At 41.4% G+C, this 20,638-nt stretch carries 13 protein-coding genes; 6 read left to right on the top strand and 7 right to left on the bottom strand.

Annotated elements, in window-relative coordinates; translation table 11 throughout:
* Nucleotides 1-37: 37 nt before the first annotated feature.
* From EHW67_RS09665 to EHW67_RS09635, 7 genes are all read right to left on the bottom strand, one after another.
* Entirely contained in the window at nt 38-451 is a 414-nt protein-coding gene (locus tag EHW67_RS09665) for a DUF6691 family protein (RefSeq protein ID WP_126162183.1), read from the bottom strand.
* A 130-nt stretch (nt 452-581) separates the two neighbouring features.
* Entirely contained in the window at nt 582-1,142 is a 561-nt protein-coding gene (locus EHW67_RS09660; RefSeq protein WP_126162182.1) for a YeeE/YedE family protein, read from the bottom strand.
* Nucleotides 1,143-1,239: 97 nt separating this feature from the next.
* Entirely contained in the window at nt 1,240-3,297 is a 2,058-nt protein-coding gene (locus EHW67_RS09655; RefSeq protein ID WP_126162181.1) for an FN3 associated domain-containing protein, read from the bottom strand.
* Between the two features lie 16 nt (nt 3,298-3,313).
* Nucleotides 3,314-4,807 carry a DUF1501 domain-containing protein gene (locus EHW67_RS09650; RefSeq protein ID WP_126162180.1) on the bottom strand — a complete coding sequence of 498 codons (1,494 nt, stop codon included), beginning with the start codon at nt 4,805-4,807 and terminating at the stop codon, nt 3,314-3,316.
* A gap of 2 nt (nt 4,808-4,809) precedes the next feature.
* A complete protein-coding gene (locus EHW67_RS09645; protein ID WP_126162179.1) occupies nt 4,810-7,110 on the bottom strand; it encodes a PSD1 and planctomycete cytochrome C domain-containing protein in 2,301 nt (766 codons plus the stop codon).
* Between the two features lie 224 nt (nt 7,111-7,334).
* On the bottom strand, nt 7,335-8,051 hold the full coding sequence (locus EHW67_RS09640; protein WP_126162178.1) for a LytR/AlgR family response regulator transcription factor: 717 nt from the start codon (nt 8,049-8,051) through the stop codon (nt 7,335-7,337).
* Complete coding sequence (locus EHW67_RS09635; protein ID WP_238389889.1) at nt 8,051-9,121, bottom strand: sensor histidine kinase; 1,071 nt, start codon at nt 9,119-9,121, stop codon at nt 8,051-8,053. The genes EHW67_RS09640 and EHW67_RS09635 overlap by 1 nt, the downstream gene beginning before the upstream one ends.
* A 324-nt stretch (nt 9,122-9,445) precedes the next feature.
* On the opposite strand from EHW67_RS09635, the gene EHW67_RS09630 reads away from it, so the two are divergent.
* From EHW67_RS09630 to EHW67_RS09605, 6 genes are all read left to right on the top strand, one after another.
* Nucleotides 9,446-11,323 carry a sodium:solute symporter family protein gene (locus EHW67_RS09630; RefSeq protein ID WP_126162176.1) on the top strand — a complete coding sequence of 626 codons (1,878 nt, stop codon included), beginning with the start codon at nt 9,446-9,448 and terminating at the stop codon, nt 11,321-11,323.
* A gap of 164 nt (nt 11,324-11,487) precedes the next feature.
* Entirely contained in the window at nt 11,488-12,453 is a 966-nt protein-coding gene (locus tag EHW67_RS09625) for a glycoside hydrolase family 130 protein (protein WP_126162175.1), read from the top strand.
* Between the two features lie 53 nt (nt 12,454-12,506).
* Nucleotides 12,507-13,580: a carbohydrate-binding family 9-like protein gene (locus tag EHW67_RS09620; RefSeq protein WP_126162174.1), complete on the top strand. Its 1,074-nt coding sequence runs from the start codon at nt 12,507-12,509 to the stop codon at nt 13,578-13,580.
* Nucleotides 13,581-13,636: 56 nt separating this feature from the next.
* Nucleotides 13,637-15,961: a beta-N-acetylhexosaminidase gene (locus EHW67_RS09615; RefSeq protein WP_126162173.1), complete on the top strand. Its 2,325-nt coding sequence runs from the start codon at nt 13,637-13,639 to the stop codon at nt 15,959-15,961.
* A 170-nt stretch (nt 15,962-16,131) separates the two neighbouring features.
* Complete coding sequence (locus tag EHW67_RS09610) at nt 16,132-18,369, top strand: GH92 family glycosyl hydrolase (RefSeq protein ID WP_126162598.1); 2,238 nt, start codon at nt 16,132-16,134, stop codon at nt 18,367-18,369.
* Between the two features lie 21 nt (nt 18,370-18,390).
* Nucleotides 18,391-20,631 carry a DUF4838 domain-containing protein gene (locus tag EHW67_RS09605; RefSeq protein ID WP_126162172.1) on the top strand — a complete coding sequence of 747 codons (2,241 nt, stop codon included), beginning with the start codon at nt 18,391-18,393 and terminating at the stop codon, nt 20,629-20,631.
* Nucleotides 20,632-20,638: the final 7 nt, after the last annotated feature.

Raw genomic sequence — 20,638 nt, 5'->3', positions numbered from 1 at the left:
CCTTGTTGGTGTAATCTAAATTGCCAGGGACCATGGCTTAGTGTGGCAATTTGTTTTTTAGGACACCATATGTAAAGGTTCCCAAAATAGCCGCGGCTATTACAATAAACATGCTAAAGACACCACTTCCCACAAGTATGTACATAGGACCTGGGCAAGCACCTGCCAAAGCCCATCCCAATCCAAAAATGGTTCCGCCAACGAGATACCTCGTAAGCCCCTTTTCTTTTATGACCAATTGGATTGGCTTCCCTTCTAAGCTTTTTAATTGGGATTTTTTAATAAACGCAACCGAGATCACTCCAAGTAGTACGGCAGAACCAATGATTCCGTACATGTGGAATGATTGGAACTTGAACATTTCATAAATGCGGTACCAGGATACTGCTTCGGATTTTACCAAAACGATCCCAAAAAAGATACCTACAAATAAAAATTTTAAAAATTTCATATTTTCTATGTTTCAATATATGTTGGCCGCTGCAAGTGGCCACTAATGTCATGATGTTATTATTTAAAGAGGAAATGGCCAAATAAGACACTGTGCCTATAATGTATCCTCTTTTTACTGCCATGATTAACTACCCAAAAATTATCGGTAGCATAAAATAAGTCATTACAAGACCTCCAATAAAAAAACCTATAACAGCTATAAGCGAGGGTAGCTGTAGGTTGCTTAAACCGGTAATGGCATGCCCAGAGGTACATCCACCGGCATATCTGGTCCCAAACCCAACAAGAAACCCGGCAATGATCAAAATAGACATTCCCTTAAGGCTTAGTACATTGTCCCAATTATAAATTTCAGGGGGCAATAGGGATTCGCCAATATTGCTAAACCCTAATTTTTCCAGATCCGAAATGGTTGCTGTACTCAAGGCAATGGTAGAACCATCGGATAGGAATTGGGTTGCAATAAAACCTCCAATGACCGCTCCAATAACAACGGTAAGGTTCCAACGTTGAGCCTTCCAATCAAACCTGAAAAAATCTGAATATTTTCCTGCTCCCCCAATGGTACAAAGTGTCTTTAGATTGGACGACATGCCAAATGTTTTTCCAAAATATATCAGCAAAAACATCACCAACGCAATCAATGGGCCGGAGACATACCACGGCCAGGGTTGTAGAATATATTCCATATTTACGATTTTGATGCAAAGATAAAGGTAACTATAAACTGGAATGTAATAATTGTTACATAGCAAGGATGTATGCCACCGCCCAAAGACCCAAAAATTAGTTAAGCACGATCTCGTCTATGAACAACCAACTCTTTTCTCCTGGATTGGGGTGCCATGAGGGGTTTTGTAGTTGGCTAATGACTTCTACCCTCACAAAATTGGATTTGGTAGGGGGTATGGCAAGGTCAAAGAAATTAAACTTAGTATCTGTATTGGGCTTTTCAGCTTCCAAATGTTCAGAATGGATAAGCTTGTAATTGTTCCCGTCATTGGAGACCCAGACCTTGAAGCCCCTTGGGAAGAATATCCATTGTTGTGGTGCCGATAACGAACCTACGGATACCGTAGATATCAACTCCTCCTTTTGTAGTTCAATGGTAGCCCTAAAACTACTGCCCTCATAACCTAGCCAGTTGCCATCAAGGAAATTGTCGCTTCCTCTTTTTTGGTCAATCAAGGTCTTGTTGCCGTGACCCTTGTATTTTTCATGTGGCTGTACTTCTAGGGTAACTGAATCATAGGTAAAGGCCGATTTTTTGAAACTGGCAGATTTTATAGTGCTTAGGTCCCAGCCCGGTTTGTGGGTGACCGCTTTAATATGGGCGGAGTGGGTAAGTAATATAGGTTTTTTGTATTTTAAGGACGTTGAATCTGGAGGGGATCCGTCCAGGGTGTAAAAAATGCTTGTGCCCTTGTGGAACGACTCTAGGCTTACGACTAGGGAATCCTTAAAGAAATCCTTTTCGGAAACGATCACAGGTGGATCTAGGTGGGTAGGGAGAAAGAGATCTTGGTCTATACGAACTACAGTTAACTCAGGGTTTTGACTGTCAAAATTATCCAACGCCTCTTGGCTGATTTCTGATTGCCAAGTATAAACAGTTTTAAGTCCGGATAGGGGTGTAAGTTTCTCCAGCCCTATATCGGTAATGGCGGTGCCATAGAGGTTTAAGGATTCCAGATACCGCATATGGTGTAGGCGGTTCAAGGTCATATCGGTAATTTCCGTATTCTGTAGTTGTAATTTGGTGATGTTTTTAAAGGAGGTTAGTTGTGATGATAGGTCATCGTTAAAATTGGAGTTCGCCAGATTTAGTTCCACAATATGTTCGGCATACTTTTTTAACGCTTTAAAATGTTCTTTTGTCAATTCTTGTTCCCCTGAAAGGTTTACAATTAGTAATGGGTTATTGGTAGCTAATCGTGTGGCGATAATTCCGTTTTGGTTTGTTTTTGACAACCAATTGTCAGGAACCAATTCCAGTGTTTTTGCAATTTGGGCCCTTGGTGAACTGTCCTCTTCCAACGAAACCAATATCTCGTTTATTTTTTCGTTTTTCTCTAAGGTTCCGGCAACACAGTCGAAACAATTTTCATTATCCATCCACCATTGCAACAAGGCTATTTCATTGTTGGTAAGCTGCACTTTTCCTTTGGGTGGCATATGCTCCTCATCTTCCATAGGTAGTTTTATGTGGTGCATCAATCTACTGGGTTCTCCTTGGTCCGCCATCAGCAAACTACCGGAATCACCACCTTTTAAAAGCTGCTCCTTGGTGGTCATTATCAAACCACCCTTCACTTTATTGGGGTTGTGGCAGCCGGTACATTTAGCATCAAAAATGGGCTGAACTATATGTTGGTATACCATTGCCTGTTGTACATTTGTAATGACTACTTTTTTGGTCTCTGTAGTCGTATACAAATATCCTTCACCATGGGTCATACTGCCCCCTAAGTGCCCGGTAAGCCCCAAAAGCCCCATGATAAGGATAAACAGGGGGAGATAGATAGGTTTGCTCCACTTTGTAGGATATTTTTTTAGCAGGAATAGAATGATAGATCCCACTGCTAGTCCAACGGCCATCCAGCGGTGTCTAAAAAGAAGGGTCTCGTCATATCCCCCGTCCTGGCCTAAAAGCCATCCGCTAACAACGGACAGGATTGTGGTGATGGCGGCCAGACCTAAAGCAAATTTTAAAATGTCCTGGTCCGGAACGTTGGTTTTTTTGCGGAAGTATAGTTCCATTAAGAAAACCAATATCAAAATACCTATGGGCATATGAACCAATAATGGGTGTAGGCGCCCTAGATCTATAATCTGTAATATCATTTTATTTCTTGTTGGCTTAGGTTAGAATATCTTTTACAATATGTCCTTCTACATCGGTTAATCTAAACCTTCTACCTTGGTATTTATAAGTTAGCTTTTCATGGTCTATGCCCAATAAATGCAACATGGTAGCCTGAAAGTCGTGCACGTGAACGGGATCCTTAACAATATTATATCCAAAATCATCGGTTTCCCCATAGACCATTCCTGGTTTTATACCACCACCTGCCATCCACATGGTAAATGATCTAGGATGATGGTCCCTTCCGTAATTGGTATCGGTGAGTAGGCCTTGTGAATAGTTGGTACGGCCAAATTCACCTCCCCAGATTACCAAGGTATCTTCCAGTAAACCGCGTTGCTTAAGATCGGCCACCAAAGCCGCTGAAGCCTGATCTACATCTTTTGCCTGCTTGGCAATGGCCCCGGGGAGGTTGTCATGTTGATCCCAGCCCATGTGATATAATTGGATAAAACGAACGTCTTGTTCTGCCAATCTCCTTGCCAAAAGGCAATTGGCGGCATAAGTGCCAGGTATTTTGGCCTCTGGGCCATACATTTCGTAAATATAATCGGGTTCCTTGGCTGTGTCCATTACATTGGGGACCGAAGTTTGCATTCTATACGCCATTTCATATTGGGCAATCCTACTTTTTATCTCAGGATCCCCGTTGTCTTGATAGTGCTTATCGTTTAAGGCAGCTATATTATCCAACATTTCACGTTTAACTTCTTTGGTAATTCCCTTGGGGTCGTTTAGGTAAAGTACAGGGTCCTTGGCTGCCCTGAACTGTACACCTTGATGTAGTGAGTGTAGGAATCCATTGCCCCATAGTCGGGTATAGAGCGGCTGACCGTTAGGTCTTCCGGTACCACGCGATAACAAAACTGTAAAGGCAGGTAGGTTCTCATTTTCGCTGCCGAGCCCATAACTTAGCCAAGATCCAATGCTTGGTCTTCCCGGTTGTTGGGAGCCTGTTTGAAAAAAGGTCACTGCAGGATCGTGGTTTATAGCTTCGGTATACATGGATTTTATAATACAGAGATCATCCACCATTTTTGCGGTATATGGCAATAGTTCACTGATCTCTGTACCGTTCTTTCCATGTTTATTGAACTTGTATAATGACCCAACAAGAGGGAATTTGTCCTGTCCAGCGGTCATGCCGGTAAGTCTTTGTCCGTTTCTGATGGATTCGGGCAGATCTTCGCCCCTGCGTTTGTTCAACAAAGGTTTGTGGTCAAATAGTTCCAATTGGGAAGGCCCTCCACTTTGAAAAAGGTATATAACCCTTTTTACTTTGGCGGGATGGTGCAAGGAATTTAAAATACCTTTTACTCCGTTAAGGCTGTCATCTTTGGTTAAGATGCCATTTTCATCTTTTCTAAACAGGTTGGCGCCCAAGAGTGAAGCCAATGCCACCCCTCCAACGCCAAGTGCGGTTTTCCCTAAAAAAGATCTTCTATTTAGAATTAAGGACCGTTCCTCAATTATTTTTTTTTCGCTCATAATTAGCCTCTACTTATTGTTTCGTCTAAATTTAAAATGGAATGGGCGGTCAGTGCCAAGGCGGCCAATTTGTATTTGGAATACTCTCCTTTTACTTCAAAGGCCCCTATGCTCAAATAATCTTCGGCACCTATACCTTTGTTTTTTACTTTCTCCAGCATGCTACTGTAATAATTGTCCAGCATGTGCAGTTCTTCTTCGTCGGGATCCCTAGAGGTAGCCTGTTTAAAAATAAAGCTAATCTGGTCGCTTTTTTCAATGTGGACGTCCATTGCCGTTTTTGCCAATAACCTGGAGGCTTCAATGAGCTGTGGGTCGTTCAGCAGCACCAAGGCCTGTAAGGGGGTGTTTGTTTCCTGGCGCTTCACGGTACATAGGTCCCTGGATGCCGCATCAAAAGTCATCATACTTGGTGGAGGAACCGTCCTTTTCCAAAATGTATATAGACTTTTACGATAAAGGTCTTTCCCAGTACTGGTAACATAGGTAGCCGTACTTCCACCTCCCCCTCCAGTAGTGGCTTCCCAAATTCCGGACGGTTGATAGGGTTTTACACTGGGGCCTCCTACTTCACGGTTGAGCAAGCCACTTATTTTTAGCGCTTGGTCACGTATCACTTCGGCTGTAAGTCGCAGTCGGGGCGCACGTGCCAAAAGTTGGTTTTCAGGGTCCAATTCCTGTAGTTCTTTGGTAACTTCGGTGCTTTGTTGGTAGGTCGCCGAAAGGGCAATGTACTTTAATATTTTTCGGGTATCCCAACCCTCTTCCCGGAATTTGATGGCTAAAAAATCCAATAGTTTTGGGTGGGTGGGTAAGGAGCCTTGATTACCAAAGTCAAATGAGGAGGCTACCAATCCGTTTCCGAACATCCGCTGCCAAAACCTATTGACTGCCACCCGCGCCGTTAAGGGATTGTCCTTGTGGAACAACCACTTGGCCAGTCCTAATCTATTTTGCGGATATTCGCTTGGAAAGGGTAAAATAGATTGTGGAGTGTTGGGATATACCTGGGTAGTAGGTTGGTCATAAACACCCCTGTTCAAAATAAATGATGGCCTTATATCTTCCATTTCGTTCATGACCATGACCGGGATTTCTTTCATTTCGGTTTTTTGCATTTGCACAAAACTCAGTACCCCGTTTTTTTCTTTTTCGGTTATGGTCATATAGGGTTTGGGAATTTTGCCTGCCCCTCCCGGTGTTAGCCCAAGCTCGTCTATATTGTTAAAGAAGCTATACAGTTCAAAATGTTCTTTTTGGCTAATGGGGTCATACTTATGGTCATGGCAACGGGCGCATTCAAAGGTAAGACCCAGAAAGGCTGTTCCAAAGGTTACTGCCCTATCTTCAACGTATTCTACTCTATACTCTTCAGGGATTACTCCTCCCTCAAAGGTGATCTTGTGGTTTCTGTTAAAACCGGTGGCCAATATTTGTTCGGCGTTTGCATTGGGAAGTAGGTCGCCGGCCAGTTGATAGGTTACAAATTGGTCATAGGGCATGTTCTTACTAAAGGCATGGATAACCCAGTCCCTCCATGGCCACATAATGCGTTCAAAATCATCCTGATACCCATGGGTGTCCGCGTAGCGTGCTATATCCATCCATTCGGCCGACATATGCTCAGCATAGTCTTGTGTTTGTAATAATGAATCTATAACCTGCTCGTAGGCTAGTGGTGAATTGTTATTAACAAATTTTTCAATCTGTCCAACACTCGGAGGTAATCCGGTAAGGTCGAAAAAAACACGTCGTAGCAATTTTTCTTTGGAAGCTTTTTTATTGGGCGCCAATCCGTTTTCCTTCAGTTTTGATAAAACAAATTGATCAATTTCATTATTCCCCCAATTAGCTTGCTTTATTTTGGGTACTTCTGGTTTTTCGGGAGCGATGAAAGCCCAGTGAGTCTTGTATTCAGCACCTTGTTCTATCCATTTTTTTAGGATTTCCTTTTCGTGTTCTTCCAGGACTAGGTTAGATTCTGGTGGGGGCATCAATAGGGATTCGTCAGAGGTATAGATCCTATTTATAAGCTCACTCTTTTCCAAGTTTCCAGGTACAATAGCGTGGTGGTCCTTGTTTTTGCCCAACGCTATATAGGCACCCTCGGCGGTATGAAGGGAGAGTCCGCCCTCTATGGCATTCTTGTCCGGTCCGTGACATTTAAAGCAACGATCCGACAAAATGGGCTTTACATGGAAGGTGAAATCTATTTTGTCAGGAATAGTGACCTGTGCAGAGTTGGAATTTATAGCCACAGTAGTTTTAACGCCAGAAGTACAGCTGACCGTTGATACTGCCATAGCAAAGTATAGAATGGGTAAAATACCTAATCGTGATATCGATAATAAATTATGATTGGATTTAATGGGCATTTGTTTATTGTTAATACAAGCCCTGTGAATTTATGTTATTTACAAATATTTAACGATTATTTTTCGACTAACAACATATAAGAAAAGCTAAATGAGAATAGTACTAATCTTAATTGTTATTTGATAAAATACGTCGGATAAAGCGAAATCTATTATTCCGAATCTTCATTTAATATTTTTCCCTTGACCTCATTCAGGTAACTTCTGCCTATAGTGTATCGTATCCCTTGAACTTCAAGACTGTTCCCCTCAACGGCTTCAATTTTGTCTATGGCCACAGTGTAGGATCTATGTATTCTAATGAATTTGTCCGAAGGAAGTTCATCGGTAAAACTACTTAATGTCTTATGTATTATAAATTTGTTGGATTTGGTCTTAATGCGGATATAATCTTTTAAGCTCTCTATGACAATGATGTCGTCCAAATAAATTTTCTGCAGTTTTTTCTTGTCTATCTTTATGAAAATACTTGGATTTTCACTTTTGGTCTGGGTATTGCTATTGGGGAGTCCTTCCCGGAGTTTTATAATGCGATGTATGGTTTTTAGAAATCTGGGAAACGGAATAGGTTTTACTAAATAATCTATGGCCTCCAACTCATAACTCTTTAAGGCATATTCTTCATGGGCTGTAGTCATAACAACCATAGCCTTGGAATTTAAGGCACCTAGAAGGTCCAATCCGTTCATTATGGGCATATTAATGTCCAAGAAAATAATATCTACCTCATTTCTCTGTAAAAAAGTAGAGGCGTCAATGGCATTGGTAAAGGTTTGTATTAGTTGTAATTCCTTGATTTGGTCAATATAATTTTTTAGTACATTGATTGCTAGTGGTTCATCATCTATTAATATGGCCTTCATACTCATTACACTTTTAATTTCAGAATAACATTAAACATTTCATCTTCTTCAAATATAGATAGGTCGTAGTCATTGGGTTCGTAGCCTATTTCCAATCGCTTTTTTACATTTGTAAGTCCTATGCCCCCTTCAGTGGTAGGCATTATATTTTCCTTTGTGTTTTGGGGAATGTTATTGCTGACTTCAAATTTTAAGATATTGTCTACAACTTCTAGATTAATTTTTATCTGTACTTCGCCAATACTTTTATTGGCCCCATGTTTGAAGCAATTTTCAACAAATGGAATAAGGAGCATTGGGGCTATTCCCTTGCCCTCTACCTCTCCAGACACGTTCATGTCTATATTTAAGGATTTATCGAACCTGATACGTTCCAAATCGATGTAGTTCTGAATGCATTCAATTTCCTTGGTTAGGTCCTGATAAGGCTTATCTGTTGAATATAATAAATAACGCATTAATTCTGATAACCGCAGTACAATCTGTGGGGCCCTGTCCGATTTTTCCAGGGTTAGTGAATAGATGTTGTTCAGGGTGTTGAAGAAAAAATGTGGGGAGACTTGGGATCTTAGGAATTTTAATTCTGTGGTCAGTTGTCTTTTTTCCACCTCGTGCAGCTTGCGACTTTCGTTGAGCCAATCTACCGTGATTTTTATAGCTGTTACAAAAGACATAACGTACAGTTCCCCTAACATGGTTACAATAGCGTAATTTAGGGTTAGGCTTTCGGTGCCTCCCCACTCTGGCATTACATTGGTACTTACAAGGTAATAGGTCAGATTAAATTTTATAAGCAGACCTATGTATAAGGACGCCAGCAGTAACAGGGTGTAGGTCAAATATTTTTTTGTATATACAAACCTGGGCATTAAAAAATAAATATTGAGGTAGGCTAGGGCCATATGGATGGGGAATCCCAATAAGTTGGTTTTTAGTGAATACACAAAGTCATGGTGTACGTTGCCCCATCTAAAAATGTTGAAAAGTATATAAACCAACCAAAAAACTATATGGTGTCGGTAATTAATGCTGAATTCTCCATAGCTCTTCTTACCCAATATATTTTGATACCCCATATTCATTTGAATGCTTAGTTCACGGTGTGGTTGTTTCCAAATAAAGGCGTTTGGCTTTACGGTTTGGTTGTTGGTCTAAATTTATTCTCCTTCCCTGAAAAAAATCAAATATTTAATTCTGAAAGCCGCAAACACTTGTAATTTTTCGTGTAAAAATATGATTGCGGCCAACCCCACCATGAAAATTTGGGGAATTTATAAAAAAAAATAGAGTAGTTGTCTTTTGCTAAGAAAAAACATGGCATAATACCTTCTTTTTAACTTTTGGCACTTCAAAGATAGCTGGTGAATATACTATTTAATAACCCTTAAAACAGGAGTTTAATGAATGTAATTGATATATCGATAATTATTGTTTATGTAGTACTTACGCTCTTTGTGGGTATATGGGTTTCAAAAAAAGCCTCAAAGGGCCTTAAGTCGTATTTCTTGGGAGGGAATAATATTAAATGGTATTATTTGGGGCTCAGTAATGGCTCGGGAATGTTTGATGTTTCCGGAACCGCCTGGATGGTAGGGATTTTATTCCTTTATGGCGTAAAAAGCTTTATGTTCATGTGGCTATGGCCAATATGGAATCAAATTTTTGTCATGATGTTTTTGGCCGTCTGGATTAGGAGGTCTAACATTATGACAGGTTCGGAGTGGATATTAACCCGTTTTGGGGATGATAGGGCCGGAAGGGCCTCGCATAGTATAGTTGCCGTATTTGCCATTGTAGCTGCCGTTGGGTTTATTGCTTATTTCTTTGAAGGGGTAGGTAAGTTCTTAACTATAATTTTACCATGGGATTTAGCTGTTCATTTGGGAGACATGCTTTTGTTGACCTCAGAGCAGACCTATGCCGTGATCATTATTTTCCTCACTACTATTTATACGGTAAAGGGAGGGATGTTCTCTGTAGTGGCTACGGAGGTATTACAATATATTATTATGGTTATCGCCGGAATCCTTGTTGCCGGTTACGCCTTTTTTGCCTTTACCGATGTGGAAATAAATTCGGTAATAAGTGCCGAATGGAAGAATGTATTTTTTGGCTGGGAATTGGGTACCCATTGGGACCGGGAATTTCAGGCCTTTAATGATTTGATAGATTCTGAAGGGTATAAAATGTTCGGGGCCTTGATAGGGATGACCCTTTTCAAAGGCTTTTTTGCAAGTATTGCCGGGCCAACGCCAAGTTATGATCTTCAGCGAATTTTATCTACCAAGACCGTTAAGGAAGCTGCATATATGAGCGGATTTACCAATTTGGTGTTGTTTATACCACGTTATCTGCTTATTACAGGTATTGTGGTAATAGCCCTTGTAGTACTGACGCCCGGTATGGTTTCAGATACCTCCTTAACAGGTGGGGATATGGAAGTTATTTTGCCCAAAGTGATCAATTTTCACGTTCCCGTGGGAATAAAGGGGTTGTTGTTGGCTGGTTTGTTGGCGGCCTTTATGTCTACCTTTTCAGCCTTTGTCAATGCCGGTCCCGCATATCTGGTCAATGATATTTATAAAAAATATTTTAAGCCCGAGGCCTCCCATAAACATTATATTAAGGCCAGTCATATCGCTTCTTTTGTCGTGGTGTTTTTAGGGGTATTCATGGGGTTCTTTGCAGATTCTATTAACTCACTTACCCTTTGGATTACCAGTGCCCTGTTTGGAGGTTATGTGGCTGCTAATTTTCTAAAATGGATATGGTGGCGATTTAACGGCTGGGGTTATTTTTGGGGCATGCTCTCCGGTTTGGTCATTGCTTCCTTGCAATTTGTACTGGATCAGAATAAGGGCAATTTTATAGAGGATAGTATTTTGTACAATCTTTCCCATATCCATGCTATATACCTATTTCCTATAATTTTTGGGGTTTCTTTATTGGGGTCGTTTTTGGGGACCTATTTAAGTGCCCCTACAGATAGGGAAATTTTAAAATCATTCTATAAAAATGTAAGGCCATGGGGATGGTGGAATCCAATATATAAGGATTTAAAGGCTGAAGACCCCAGCTTTCAAAAGAACAATGAATTTTGGTGGGATATGATGAACTGTGTGGTTGGAATTGTGTGGCAGTCCAGTATGATTGTACTGCCTATATATTTTATGATCCGTGACTATCCAAAGGCATTAATTGCTTTGGCGGTGTTTGTTCTTACATCGGCTATTCTTAAATTCACATGGTTGGATAAAGTTAGGAAAATACCCAATTAAGGGAATCCCGTTAAGATTTCTTAAAGCGTGCCAAAGGGTGTCTAAAGATGTTGGATGAACAAGTGGATTAAGGTAAGTAGGTTAAATGTTGCTACTTTTTCCTTGGTATCAGTTTATTTTTAAGAAGACAATTAAATAAAGTTTAACATATAAATTATTATAAAGTGAATAGTATTCCATGGCAAGAAAGGCCTGCTGATTGTGCAGATGTAGTATGGCGGTATTCGGAAAATCCAGTGGTTGAGAGAGATGCAATACCCTCTTCCAATAGTATCTTTAATAGTGCGGTGGTTCCCTTTGAGGACGGATTTGCCGGGGTGTTCCGTTGTGATAACAAGGCCGTGCAAATGAATATTTTTGCAGGTTTTAGCAAGGATGGTATCAATTGGGATATTAACCATGAGCCAATAGTATTTGGTGAGGGGAATACCAATATGATAGAATCGGACTATAAGTATGATCCCCGTGTGGTATTTATAGAGGATAGATATTGGATTACATGGTGCAATGGGTATCATGGTCCTACTATTGGAATTGGTTATACATTTGACTTTAAGGAGTTTTTTCAATGCGAAAATGCCTTTCTGCCCTTCAATAGAAATGGGGTGTTATTTCCAGAAAAAATAGATGGTAAATACGCCATGTTAAGTAGACCAAGTGATAACGGGCATACGCCTTTTGGGGATATTTATATAAGTTATAGCCCTGATATGAAGTATTGGGGAGAACACAGATGTGTGATGAAAGTTACCCCCTTTGTAGACAGTGCATGGCAGTGTACCAAGATTGGGGCTGGCCCTATACCGATCCTTACGGATGAAGGGTGGTTGACCTTCTACCACGGTGTTATAAATACCTGCAACGGATTTAGGTATTCCATGGGTGCCGCCATATTGGACAAGGATCGTCCAGATCAGGTATTGTACAGAACAAAACCATATTTATTGTCTCCACAAACCAATTACGAGTGTGTAGGCGATGTGCCAAATGTGGTTTTTCCGTGTGCTGCTTTACATTCTATAGAAGAGGATAAGGTTGCCATATACTACGGTGCCGCAGACACAGTGACCGGTTTGGCCTTTGGTCGTATTTCAGAAATAGTGAAATTTACCAAAGAAAATAGTCTATAGGGGCTAGTCCTTTGGTTTGGTTGTTACCGCATATAATCAATAAAATACATCATATGGAACACAGATATTTTAATAGAGCAGTAAAATGTGCTTTAGTAATTTTTCTAATGCAATTGGGTATTCATGCCCTGGAAGCCCAAGATAAAGTGCCAAGGGATTATATAGCCTACAAGGCCAATGATGCCTTGGTTATAGATGGAAAGAGTGATGAATCGGCATGGAAGAAGGCACCTTGGTCACAGGATTATATTGATATAGAAGGGGTGAAGACGCCAACTTATAGGACCAGAATGAAAATGTTGTGGGACGAGGATTATTTGTATGTGTTGGCAGAAATGGAGGAGCCGCATGTGTGGGCAACCTTAAAGCAAAGGGATACAGTGATCTTTTACAACAACGATTTTGAAATTTTTATAGACCCTGATGGGGATACCCATAATTACTACGAGTATGAGATGAATGCCCACAATACGCTATGGGATTTGTTTTTGACCAAGCCTTACAGGAACCATGGCAAGGTAATAGATAGTTGGGACATACAAGGGGTGAAATCGGCAGTACATATAGATGGAACTTTGAATAATTCATCGGATTTGGACAAAGGCTGGACGGTGGAGATTGCCCTTCCTTGGAAGGTTATTACCGAAGCCAGTTCTGGCGGAGGCGTCCCGGAGAATCAATTTTGGCGAATTAATTTCTCTAGGGTAAACTGGGATTTTGATCTAAAGGAAGGGCGCTATTCCAGAAAAAAAGATGAAAAAGGGAAGTTTATGCCCGAATACAACTGGGTATGGTCGCCACAAGGAGTAATTAATATGCACGAACCCGAGCATTGGGGCTATGTGTATTTTTCTTCGGAAGAGGCAGGGGGTAATGCTAATTTTTCGATTCCAAAGGACGACCATATAAAATGGCATATGTATTCCCTTTACAGAGGTATTTTGCATGTAAGGGAAGGTGCGGTAGGACAGGTGTCCCAACCCAAGGTAATTCTGGGCCAGACTGTGAAAGCGGTGTATGAACAAAGTAGTTTTGGTTGGACCATTTCGGTAAAAAGTCCGTTTACGGGAAAAACATTGGTGATAACCGAGGATGGTAAGTTTAAAACTTTGGACGTAAAGAACTGATTCTTTTAAAGGGAAAATAGAAGGGATACCCATTATAAATAGAAGTTGAGTAAAATATGAATAAGGCTGTTGTTGGTAGTGTGTTATTGTTCTTGCTTTTTGTTGCGTTTGGCTGTACAGAGAAAAGTAAGACGGTTTTTTCTCAGGAGGACATACATATTGTTCCCCAACCTAATGATCTAAAGTTAAATCAAGGGGCTTTTGAGTTTACCCCGGATACCAAATTCGTGGTGGACGGGAAGTATGCTGAGGTAGTTAATTTTTTGAGAGAGAAATTTAATCGGTCGGCAAATTGGGAATTGGAAGTAGTAACCGCTGCCCCAGCTAATAACTTTGTTGAATTAGTTGTTGACACTTCCCTGAAGGAAGAGGCTTATGTACTTGAGGTGTCCAGGGAGAAGGTAACTATAAAGGCCAAGGGGTATTCTGGATTTTTGTACGGACTGGAGACAGTGAGGCAATTACTTCCGGTATCCATAGAAAGTAATACCCTTGTGGATGCTGTGGATTGGGTTATTCCCAATGTTGATGTCTCCGATGCGCCTCGGTTTAAATGGCGTGGATTTATGATGGATGTTTCCAGACATTTTTTTGGCAAAGATTATATTATGGCCACCATAGATCAGCTTGCTTTATTGAAAATGAATACGCTGCATTTACACTTGGTAGATGATCAGGGCTGGCGTATAGAAATAAAAAAATACCCCAAATTGACCCAAGTGGGGGGCTTTAGGGTAGACCAGGAAGAAAAACCATGGAATGCGCGTCCAACACCAGAATTGGGGACCAAGGCTACTTTGGGAGGCTTTTATACCCAGGAAGATATTAAAGAAATAGTGGCCTATGCCAGTAGTAAGGGAGTTAATGTTGTTCCGGAAATAGAGATGCCCGCCCACGTTATGAGCGCCATTGCAGCCTATCCGGAATTGTCCTGTTTTCAACATCAAATTATGGTGCCCTCGGGAGGTGTATGGCCTATTACCGAAATATATTGCCCAGGAAAGGAATCTACCTTTGCGTTTTTGGAAAATGTTTTGCTGGAAGTAATGGAGCTGTTTCCATCCCAGTACATTCATATTGGGGGCGATGAGGCAACCAAAACAAATTGGAAAGTGTGTGCGGACTGTAAAAAAAGAGTGCGTGATGAAGGTTTGGCCAATGTGGAGGAATTGCAGAGTTATTTTATAAAACGCATGGAACGCTTCGTTAGTTCCAAGGGAAGGACCCTGATTGGTTGGGATGAAATTTTGGAAGGCGGTCTGGCACCAGGGGCAACGGTTATGAGTTGGCGGGGCGTAAAAGGTGGCCTAGAGGCCTCCGAGGCAGGCCACGACGTGGTAATGTCGCCTACTTCACATTGTTATTTTGATTACTACCAAGGTGATCAGAATTTGGAGCCATTGGCCTGGGGTGGCAACCTACCTCTTAGCAAGGTCTATAAGTTTGATCCGGTAGTAGAAGAAATGACCCCTGAGCAAGCCAAGCATGTCTTGGGAGGCCAAGCCAACTTATGGACAGAATATGTGCCTACCGAAGCACAGGCACAATACATGACCTATCCGAGATTAGCGGCCTTGGCAGAAGCTGTATGGAGTGAAAAGGAAGATAAGGAATGGTTAGATTTTTCAAGAAGGGTTAGCAGTTTGTTTGAACGATACAATGTATTGGGAATCAACTATGCAAAAAGTGTTTATCAAGTCTCAATGGAGGCTACTGTTTTGGAAAGTGGAGCTATTTCCTTGGTGCTGGAATCAGAATTTCCAGATTCCGATATACGCTTTACCTTGGATGGAAGCCCCTTAACTGCGACATCTGAACAATACAGCTCTCCCTTAACTATTGATAAGACCACAACTATCAAAGCACAGGTGTTCAAAGAAGGCGAGCCTATTGGCGACCTGTTTGAAAAAACAATTACCTACCACAAGGCTGCAGGAAAACCGGTGACCTATATTAATAGGTATCACGATAGCTACCAAGGTGCCAAGGATCTGGGAATGGTAAATGTAATGCGGGGATCCAAAAATTTTCATGACGGTCAGTGGCAAGGATGGTTGGGAGATGATATGGAATTGATCATTGATCTGGAAAACCCAACGGAGATCAAAACAGTAACTATCGGGTCTTTGGAAAACCAAGGGTCAGGGATATATTTCCCAGTTGGTGTGGAGGTATTCTTATCAGATGACGGAAATACCTATAAGAGTGTAGGAGCCATAAATAGGCCCTATGCGGTAAATAGTAGCTCGGAATTAAAAGATTTCGTCCTGGAAATTGGGCAGCAATCGGCCAGATATGTCAAGGTTATTGCAAGAAATTTGGGTACGCCCCCTACAGGTGGCGGTTCTTGGATGTTTATAGATGAGGTGGTCGTAGAATAGCTGTAAGCTAGAAAGTATGCAGAATAATAGCCAGTCATGTGGTGTTAAGGTAGGGTGTTTGGTGCCTTTAAAATAAGGTAATTATATAATTGTTAATAGAGTAGAGGGGGGCAAAACTTAAGCTAATAGCTCCACTTTTATTTAAGAATATGGAAACGAAAGAAATAATGATGAACTTACCATGTAAAATTGTCTTGGTTATGCTTTTTTTGACCATAGGTGCCAAGGCCCAAAAAAAGCCGGTAGATTATGTAAATCCGTTTATCGGGACTTCTAATTTTGGAACAACAAACCCTGGTCCTATTGCCGTAAGGGGGATGGTAAATGTGTCACCATTCAACGTTGCAGGACCTGAGAATTTGCCATTGGAGAAGGATAGTAGATGGTTGTCCACTCCTTATGTGCACGAAAATTCGTTCCTAACGGGTTTCAGTCATGTTAATCTTAGTGGTGTTGGCTGTCCGGAGCTGGGAGTTATTCTTGCCATGCCAACTACGGGAGCATTAAAGGTGAATCACCTGGATTACGGCACTACCTATTCCGAAGAGGTGTCCAAGGTGGGGTATTACTCCAATTTCTTGGACAAGCATAAGGTAAAGGTAGAGGCAACTGCCACAACTAGGGTAGGAGTAAGTAAGTACCACTTCCCCAAAGGAGAGGCCAATATCCTGATCAATCTTGGCTTGGGGCTTACCAATGAGCAAGGGGCCTCGGTCAAGGTAGTGTCGCCCACAGAGATAGAAGGGGTGCGCACAGTAGGTTCTTTTTGTTACTACAAGCCAGAAGAAGCCTATCCCGTTTATTTTGTGGCTCGATTTTCCCAAGCCGCAAAGGAGTTTGGTGTATGGAAAAAGCCTACTACCTATAAGGGAGCTGAGGCGGAATGGATGGGGTATAACGGGAAGACCCGTAAAATGCCCGGATATAAGGCCGTGGTGGTAGGGGATAGTATCGGAAGCTATATGCGGTATAAATTTGATGAACCCACTGTTGTGGAAATGAAAATTGGTGTTTCTTATGTTAGTATAGAAAACGCCCGAGAAAACCTGGAGAAGGAAACCTCTACCCGCACATTTGATCAAATATTGGCAGAAGCCAAAGCCAATTGGAATAGCTATTTGTCCAAAATTGAAGTTGAGGGCGGGCAGGAAGAGGATAAGGTTAAATTTTATACGGCCTTATATCATACCTTGATCCATCCCAGTACTTTAAACGATGTGAATGGCGAATACCCGAAAATGAAAACTAGGGATGTGCTAAAGACCGAAGATACGCGGTATACCGTTTTTTCCTTATGGGATACCTATAGGAATTTACACCAGCTCATGAGTTTGGTATATCCCAAGCAACAATCGGATATGGTAAAAAGTATGCTTCAGATATATGATGAAAGCGGTTGGTTGCCCAAATGGGAATTGAACGCTACGGAAACAACTACCATGGTAGGTGACCCTGCAGGTATTGTAATTGCCGATACCTATTTAAAGGGTATCACGGATTTTGATATAGAAAAGGCCTATTCTGCAATGATAAAGAGTGCAGACCAAATTGAGGGCAACCCATTGCGTCCGGGAATCAAAGACTATTTGGAGAAGGGGTATCTTACCACAAAAACAACCAATAGTGGGTCGGTTTCAACTACACAGGAGTACAATATATCTGATTATGCTATTGCCCAATTAGCTAAATCCCTGGGTAAAAAAGAGGACTATAAGCGCTTCTCAAAAAGAGCTATATCCTATAGAAAGCTCTTTGATAAGGAATACAACCTACTGAGGCCAAGGAATGATGACGGCAGCTGGTTAACTCCTTACAATCCAGAATCTGGGGCCAATTTTGAAAAGAACCTGGGTTTTATAGAGGGGAACGCATGGCAGTATTCCTTTATGGTGGTCCATGACACCAAGGGGCTGATGAGGCTAATGGGAGGCGGAAAGGCTTTTACAGACCGACTGCAGGACGTATTTGACAAAGGGCAGTACGATATGGCCAACGAACCTGATATTGCTTATCCCTACTTGTTCAATTATGTAAAAGGGCAGGAAGGTAGAACGCAAGAAAAGGTTTCAGAACTATTGGATACCTATTATAAAAATGCAGCGGACGGACTCCCCGGCAATGATGATACCGGAACTATGTCTGCCTGGGCGGTCTTTTCCATGATGGGGATATACCCAGTTAGTCCGGCCAATCCAATCTATACCATTACTACCCCTAAGTTTAGTAAGATTACCATACATTTGGATACGGACTACTATCAGCAGGAAAAACTAACGATACAAGCCAATTTATCAGAAATGAATAAACGTATCCAAAGCATAAGTGTTCAGGGGAAATCCCATAATAGTTATTTTATTCCACATGATAAGTTGGTGAATGCGAAGTTACTGGAGTTTAAACTAAAATAATAACCTTAATCCTATTTAGCCATGAAGTTTATTCTATACCACTACAGGATCCTTTTGTTAGTTGCTTGGTGTCTATTGTCAGTGTCCTGTAATAATGGAATTGAGTTGGTTGATGGTGGTAAATCGGACTATAGAATAGTTCTAGGGGAAGGTGCTTCAGAACATCAATACAAAACTGCTGAAGAATTACAATATTATCTGTACGATATAGGTGGGGAAAGGATCAATATTGTAGAAGGGGAACCCCAAAAGGAGGGTGAAAATTCCATATTTCTGACTGGTGAATCGGGAAAGGATTTGGGAGAGCATGAAATCCATATTAAAACACTTAACAAGGATCTTTATATTTCGGGGGGGTCGGACAAGGCTTTGAGAAATGCCGTATATGAGTTTTTAGGACGATTTTTGGGCTGTAGGTGGTACGCTCCTGGAGTGGAGAAAATCCCCACTGTTAAAACGGTGCGACTACCCACTATTGATTACCGGTATACCCCCGATATTACAACAAGAACGGTACATTCCCAACTGTATTATGACAATCATGATTTTGCGGATAAACAAAAGGTGACCTACGAGTCCTTCCCGGATTATGTGCCGCAGGCTAGGGTGCATACTTTTCACAGGTTTATGCCGGAAGATAAGTTTTATAAAACCAACCCGGAGTATTATGCCTTGCGTGGAGATAAAAGATTGCCCACCCAGTTGTGTTTGACCAATCCGGAGGTACTTGCTATTGTTAAGGATTCCGTGGCCTCATTGTTTGCCCGGCATCCAGGGAAAAATGTGTTGTCCGTAAGTCAGGATGACAATCAACAACATTGTCAATGTGAAAACTGTAGTGCTGTAGATACAGAAGAAGGGAGTCCGTCCGGTACTATGATCAGATTTGTAAACGAGATAGCCAAGGACTTTCCGGAAAAAACCATTTCAACATTGGCGTATCAATATACCCGAAGACCTTGTAAAACAAAGCCATTGGACAATGTGTTGATTACACTGTGTTCCATTGAGTGCGACCGTAGCGCGCCCATCGCAGAAAAATGTACCGAATTTGCAGACGATTTAAGGGGTTGGGGAGAATTAACCGACAATATTAGGATATGGGATTATACTACCCAATTCACCAATTTTTTGGCACCCTTTCCCAATTTGAATACGCTGAGACCAAATATTCATTTGTTTAGGGACAATAATGCCCAATGGGTCTTTGAACAACACAGCAATCATCCAAGTGAACTCTTTGAATTGAGATCTTATATAACCGCTCAACTATTGTGGAACCCAGATAGGGAATTGGAAGAGTTGATCGCCGATTTTACAGACGGTTACTATGGGGAGGCGGGCGTATATATAAAAAAATATATAGATAAGATCCATACCAAGATTGCTGAGGACAAAGATTTTTTCTTGTTTTTGTATGGAGATCCTTCTGAAGCCTTTACCTCATATTTAAGTCCGGGATTACTGCTGGAGTATTCAGAGTTGTTCAATAAGGCCGAGGAAGAAGTGGTGGGTAAACCGGAATTATTGGCACGTGTAAAAATGGCGCGTTTGGGAGTAGATTACGCGGTGTTGGAAGCTAGCAGGAAAAACCTAACAGACACTTTTAAACTTTTGAATGAAAGTGAAACGGGTAAAACAATCATAAACCCCATGGTAACCACCCTATTGGATAATTTTAGGGAAACCAGTTCCACCAACAATGTGGTTCTTATGAATGAAATGGGTTTTACCGTTACCGAGTACTTGGCCAATTATATGTCGGCATTGGAGGTTGCTGCGATGCCTAACAAGGCTTTGGGGAAAAAAGTGATTAGTATAACACACCCCAAGAAGTATGCCCGGGAAGACCCTATGGTGCTGACCGATGGGGCGTTGGGCGGTAGTAGTTTTTATGCAAATTGGTTAGGGTATGAAGGAAATGATATGGAGGTGGTGGTAGACTTGGGCGAGCCAATGGATATCAGCACTATTTCTACAGCTTTTTTACAGGTAACCAATCATGTGGTGTTCTTCCCTACATCTGTTAGCTTTTCTGGATCCATGGATGGGGAGGAGTACTATAGTTTGGGGGAAATTCAGAATTCTTCGCCCTTGACCAAGGAAAGTAAGGTAAACGATATTCAGTATTTTAAGCTGGATTTTGACCCCCAAAAGGCACGATATATAAAGGTTAAAGCTTTAAATACCAAAACTCCCTACTGGCACCACGCAGCCGGATTACCTTCCTGGTTGTTTGCCGATGAAATAATAATTAATTAAAATCCGT

This window comes from Arenibacter aquaticus (assembly GCF_003957295.1).
Classification (GTDB): Bacteria; Bacteroidota; Bacteroidia; order Flavobacteriales; family Flavobacteriaceae; genus Arenibacter; species Arenibacter aquaticus.
The sequence above is the reverse complement of the archived record's forward strand: the minus strand, read 5'-3'. Positions and strand labels throughout refer to the sequence as shown.

Bases quoted from the DNA above. Each gene is read 5' to 3' on its own strand.
- EHW67_RS09610 (WP_126162598.1), top strand. From the start codon at position 16,132: ATGAACTTACCATGTAAAATTGTCTTGGTTATGCTTTTTTTGACCATA.
- EHW67_RS09620 (WP_126162174.1), top strand. From the start codon at position 12,507: ATGGAACACAGATATTTTAATAGAGCAGTAAAATGTGCTTTAGTAATT.
- EHW67_RS09635 (WP_238389889.1), bottom strand. From the start codon at position 9,121: ATGGGGTATCAAAATATATTGGGTAAGAAGAGCTATGGAGAATTCAGC.
- EHW67_RS09655 (WP_126162181.1), bottom strand. From the start codon at position 3,297: ATGATATTACAGATTATAGATCTAGGGCGCCTACACCCATTATTGGTT.
- EHW67_RS09665 (WP_126162183.1), bottom strand. From the start codon at position 451: ATGAAATTTTTAAAATTTTTATTTGTAGGTATCTTTTTTGGGATCGTT.
- EHW67_RS09630 (WP_126162176.1), top strand. From the start codon at position 9,446: ATGAATGTAATTGATATATCGATAATTATTGTTTATGTAGTACTTACG.
- EHW67_RS09660 (WP_126162182.1), bottom strand. From the start codon at position 1,142: ATGGAATATATTCTACAACCCTGGCCGTGGTATGTCTCCGGCCCATTG.
- EHW67_RS09645 (WP_126162179.1), bottom strand. From the start codon at position 7,110: ATGGCAGTATCAACGGTCAGCTGTACTTCTGGCGTTAAAACTACTGTG.
- EHW67_RS09605 (WP_126162172.1), top strand. From the start codon at position 18,391: ATGAAGTTTATTCTATACCACTACAGGATCCTTTTGTTAGTTGCTTGG.
- EHW67_RS09650 (WP_126162180.1), bottom strand. From the start codon at position 4,807: ATGAGCGAAAAAAAAATAATTGAGGAACGGTCCTTAATTCTAAATAGA.
- EHW67_RS09640 (WP_126162178.1), bottom strand. From the start codon at position 8,051: ATGAGTATGAAGGCCATATTAATAGATGATGAACCACTAGCAATCAAT.
- EHW67_RS09615 (WP_126162173.1), top strand. From the start codon at position 13,637: ATGAATAAGGCTGTTGTTGGTAGTGTGTTATTGTTCTTGCTTTTTGTT.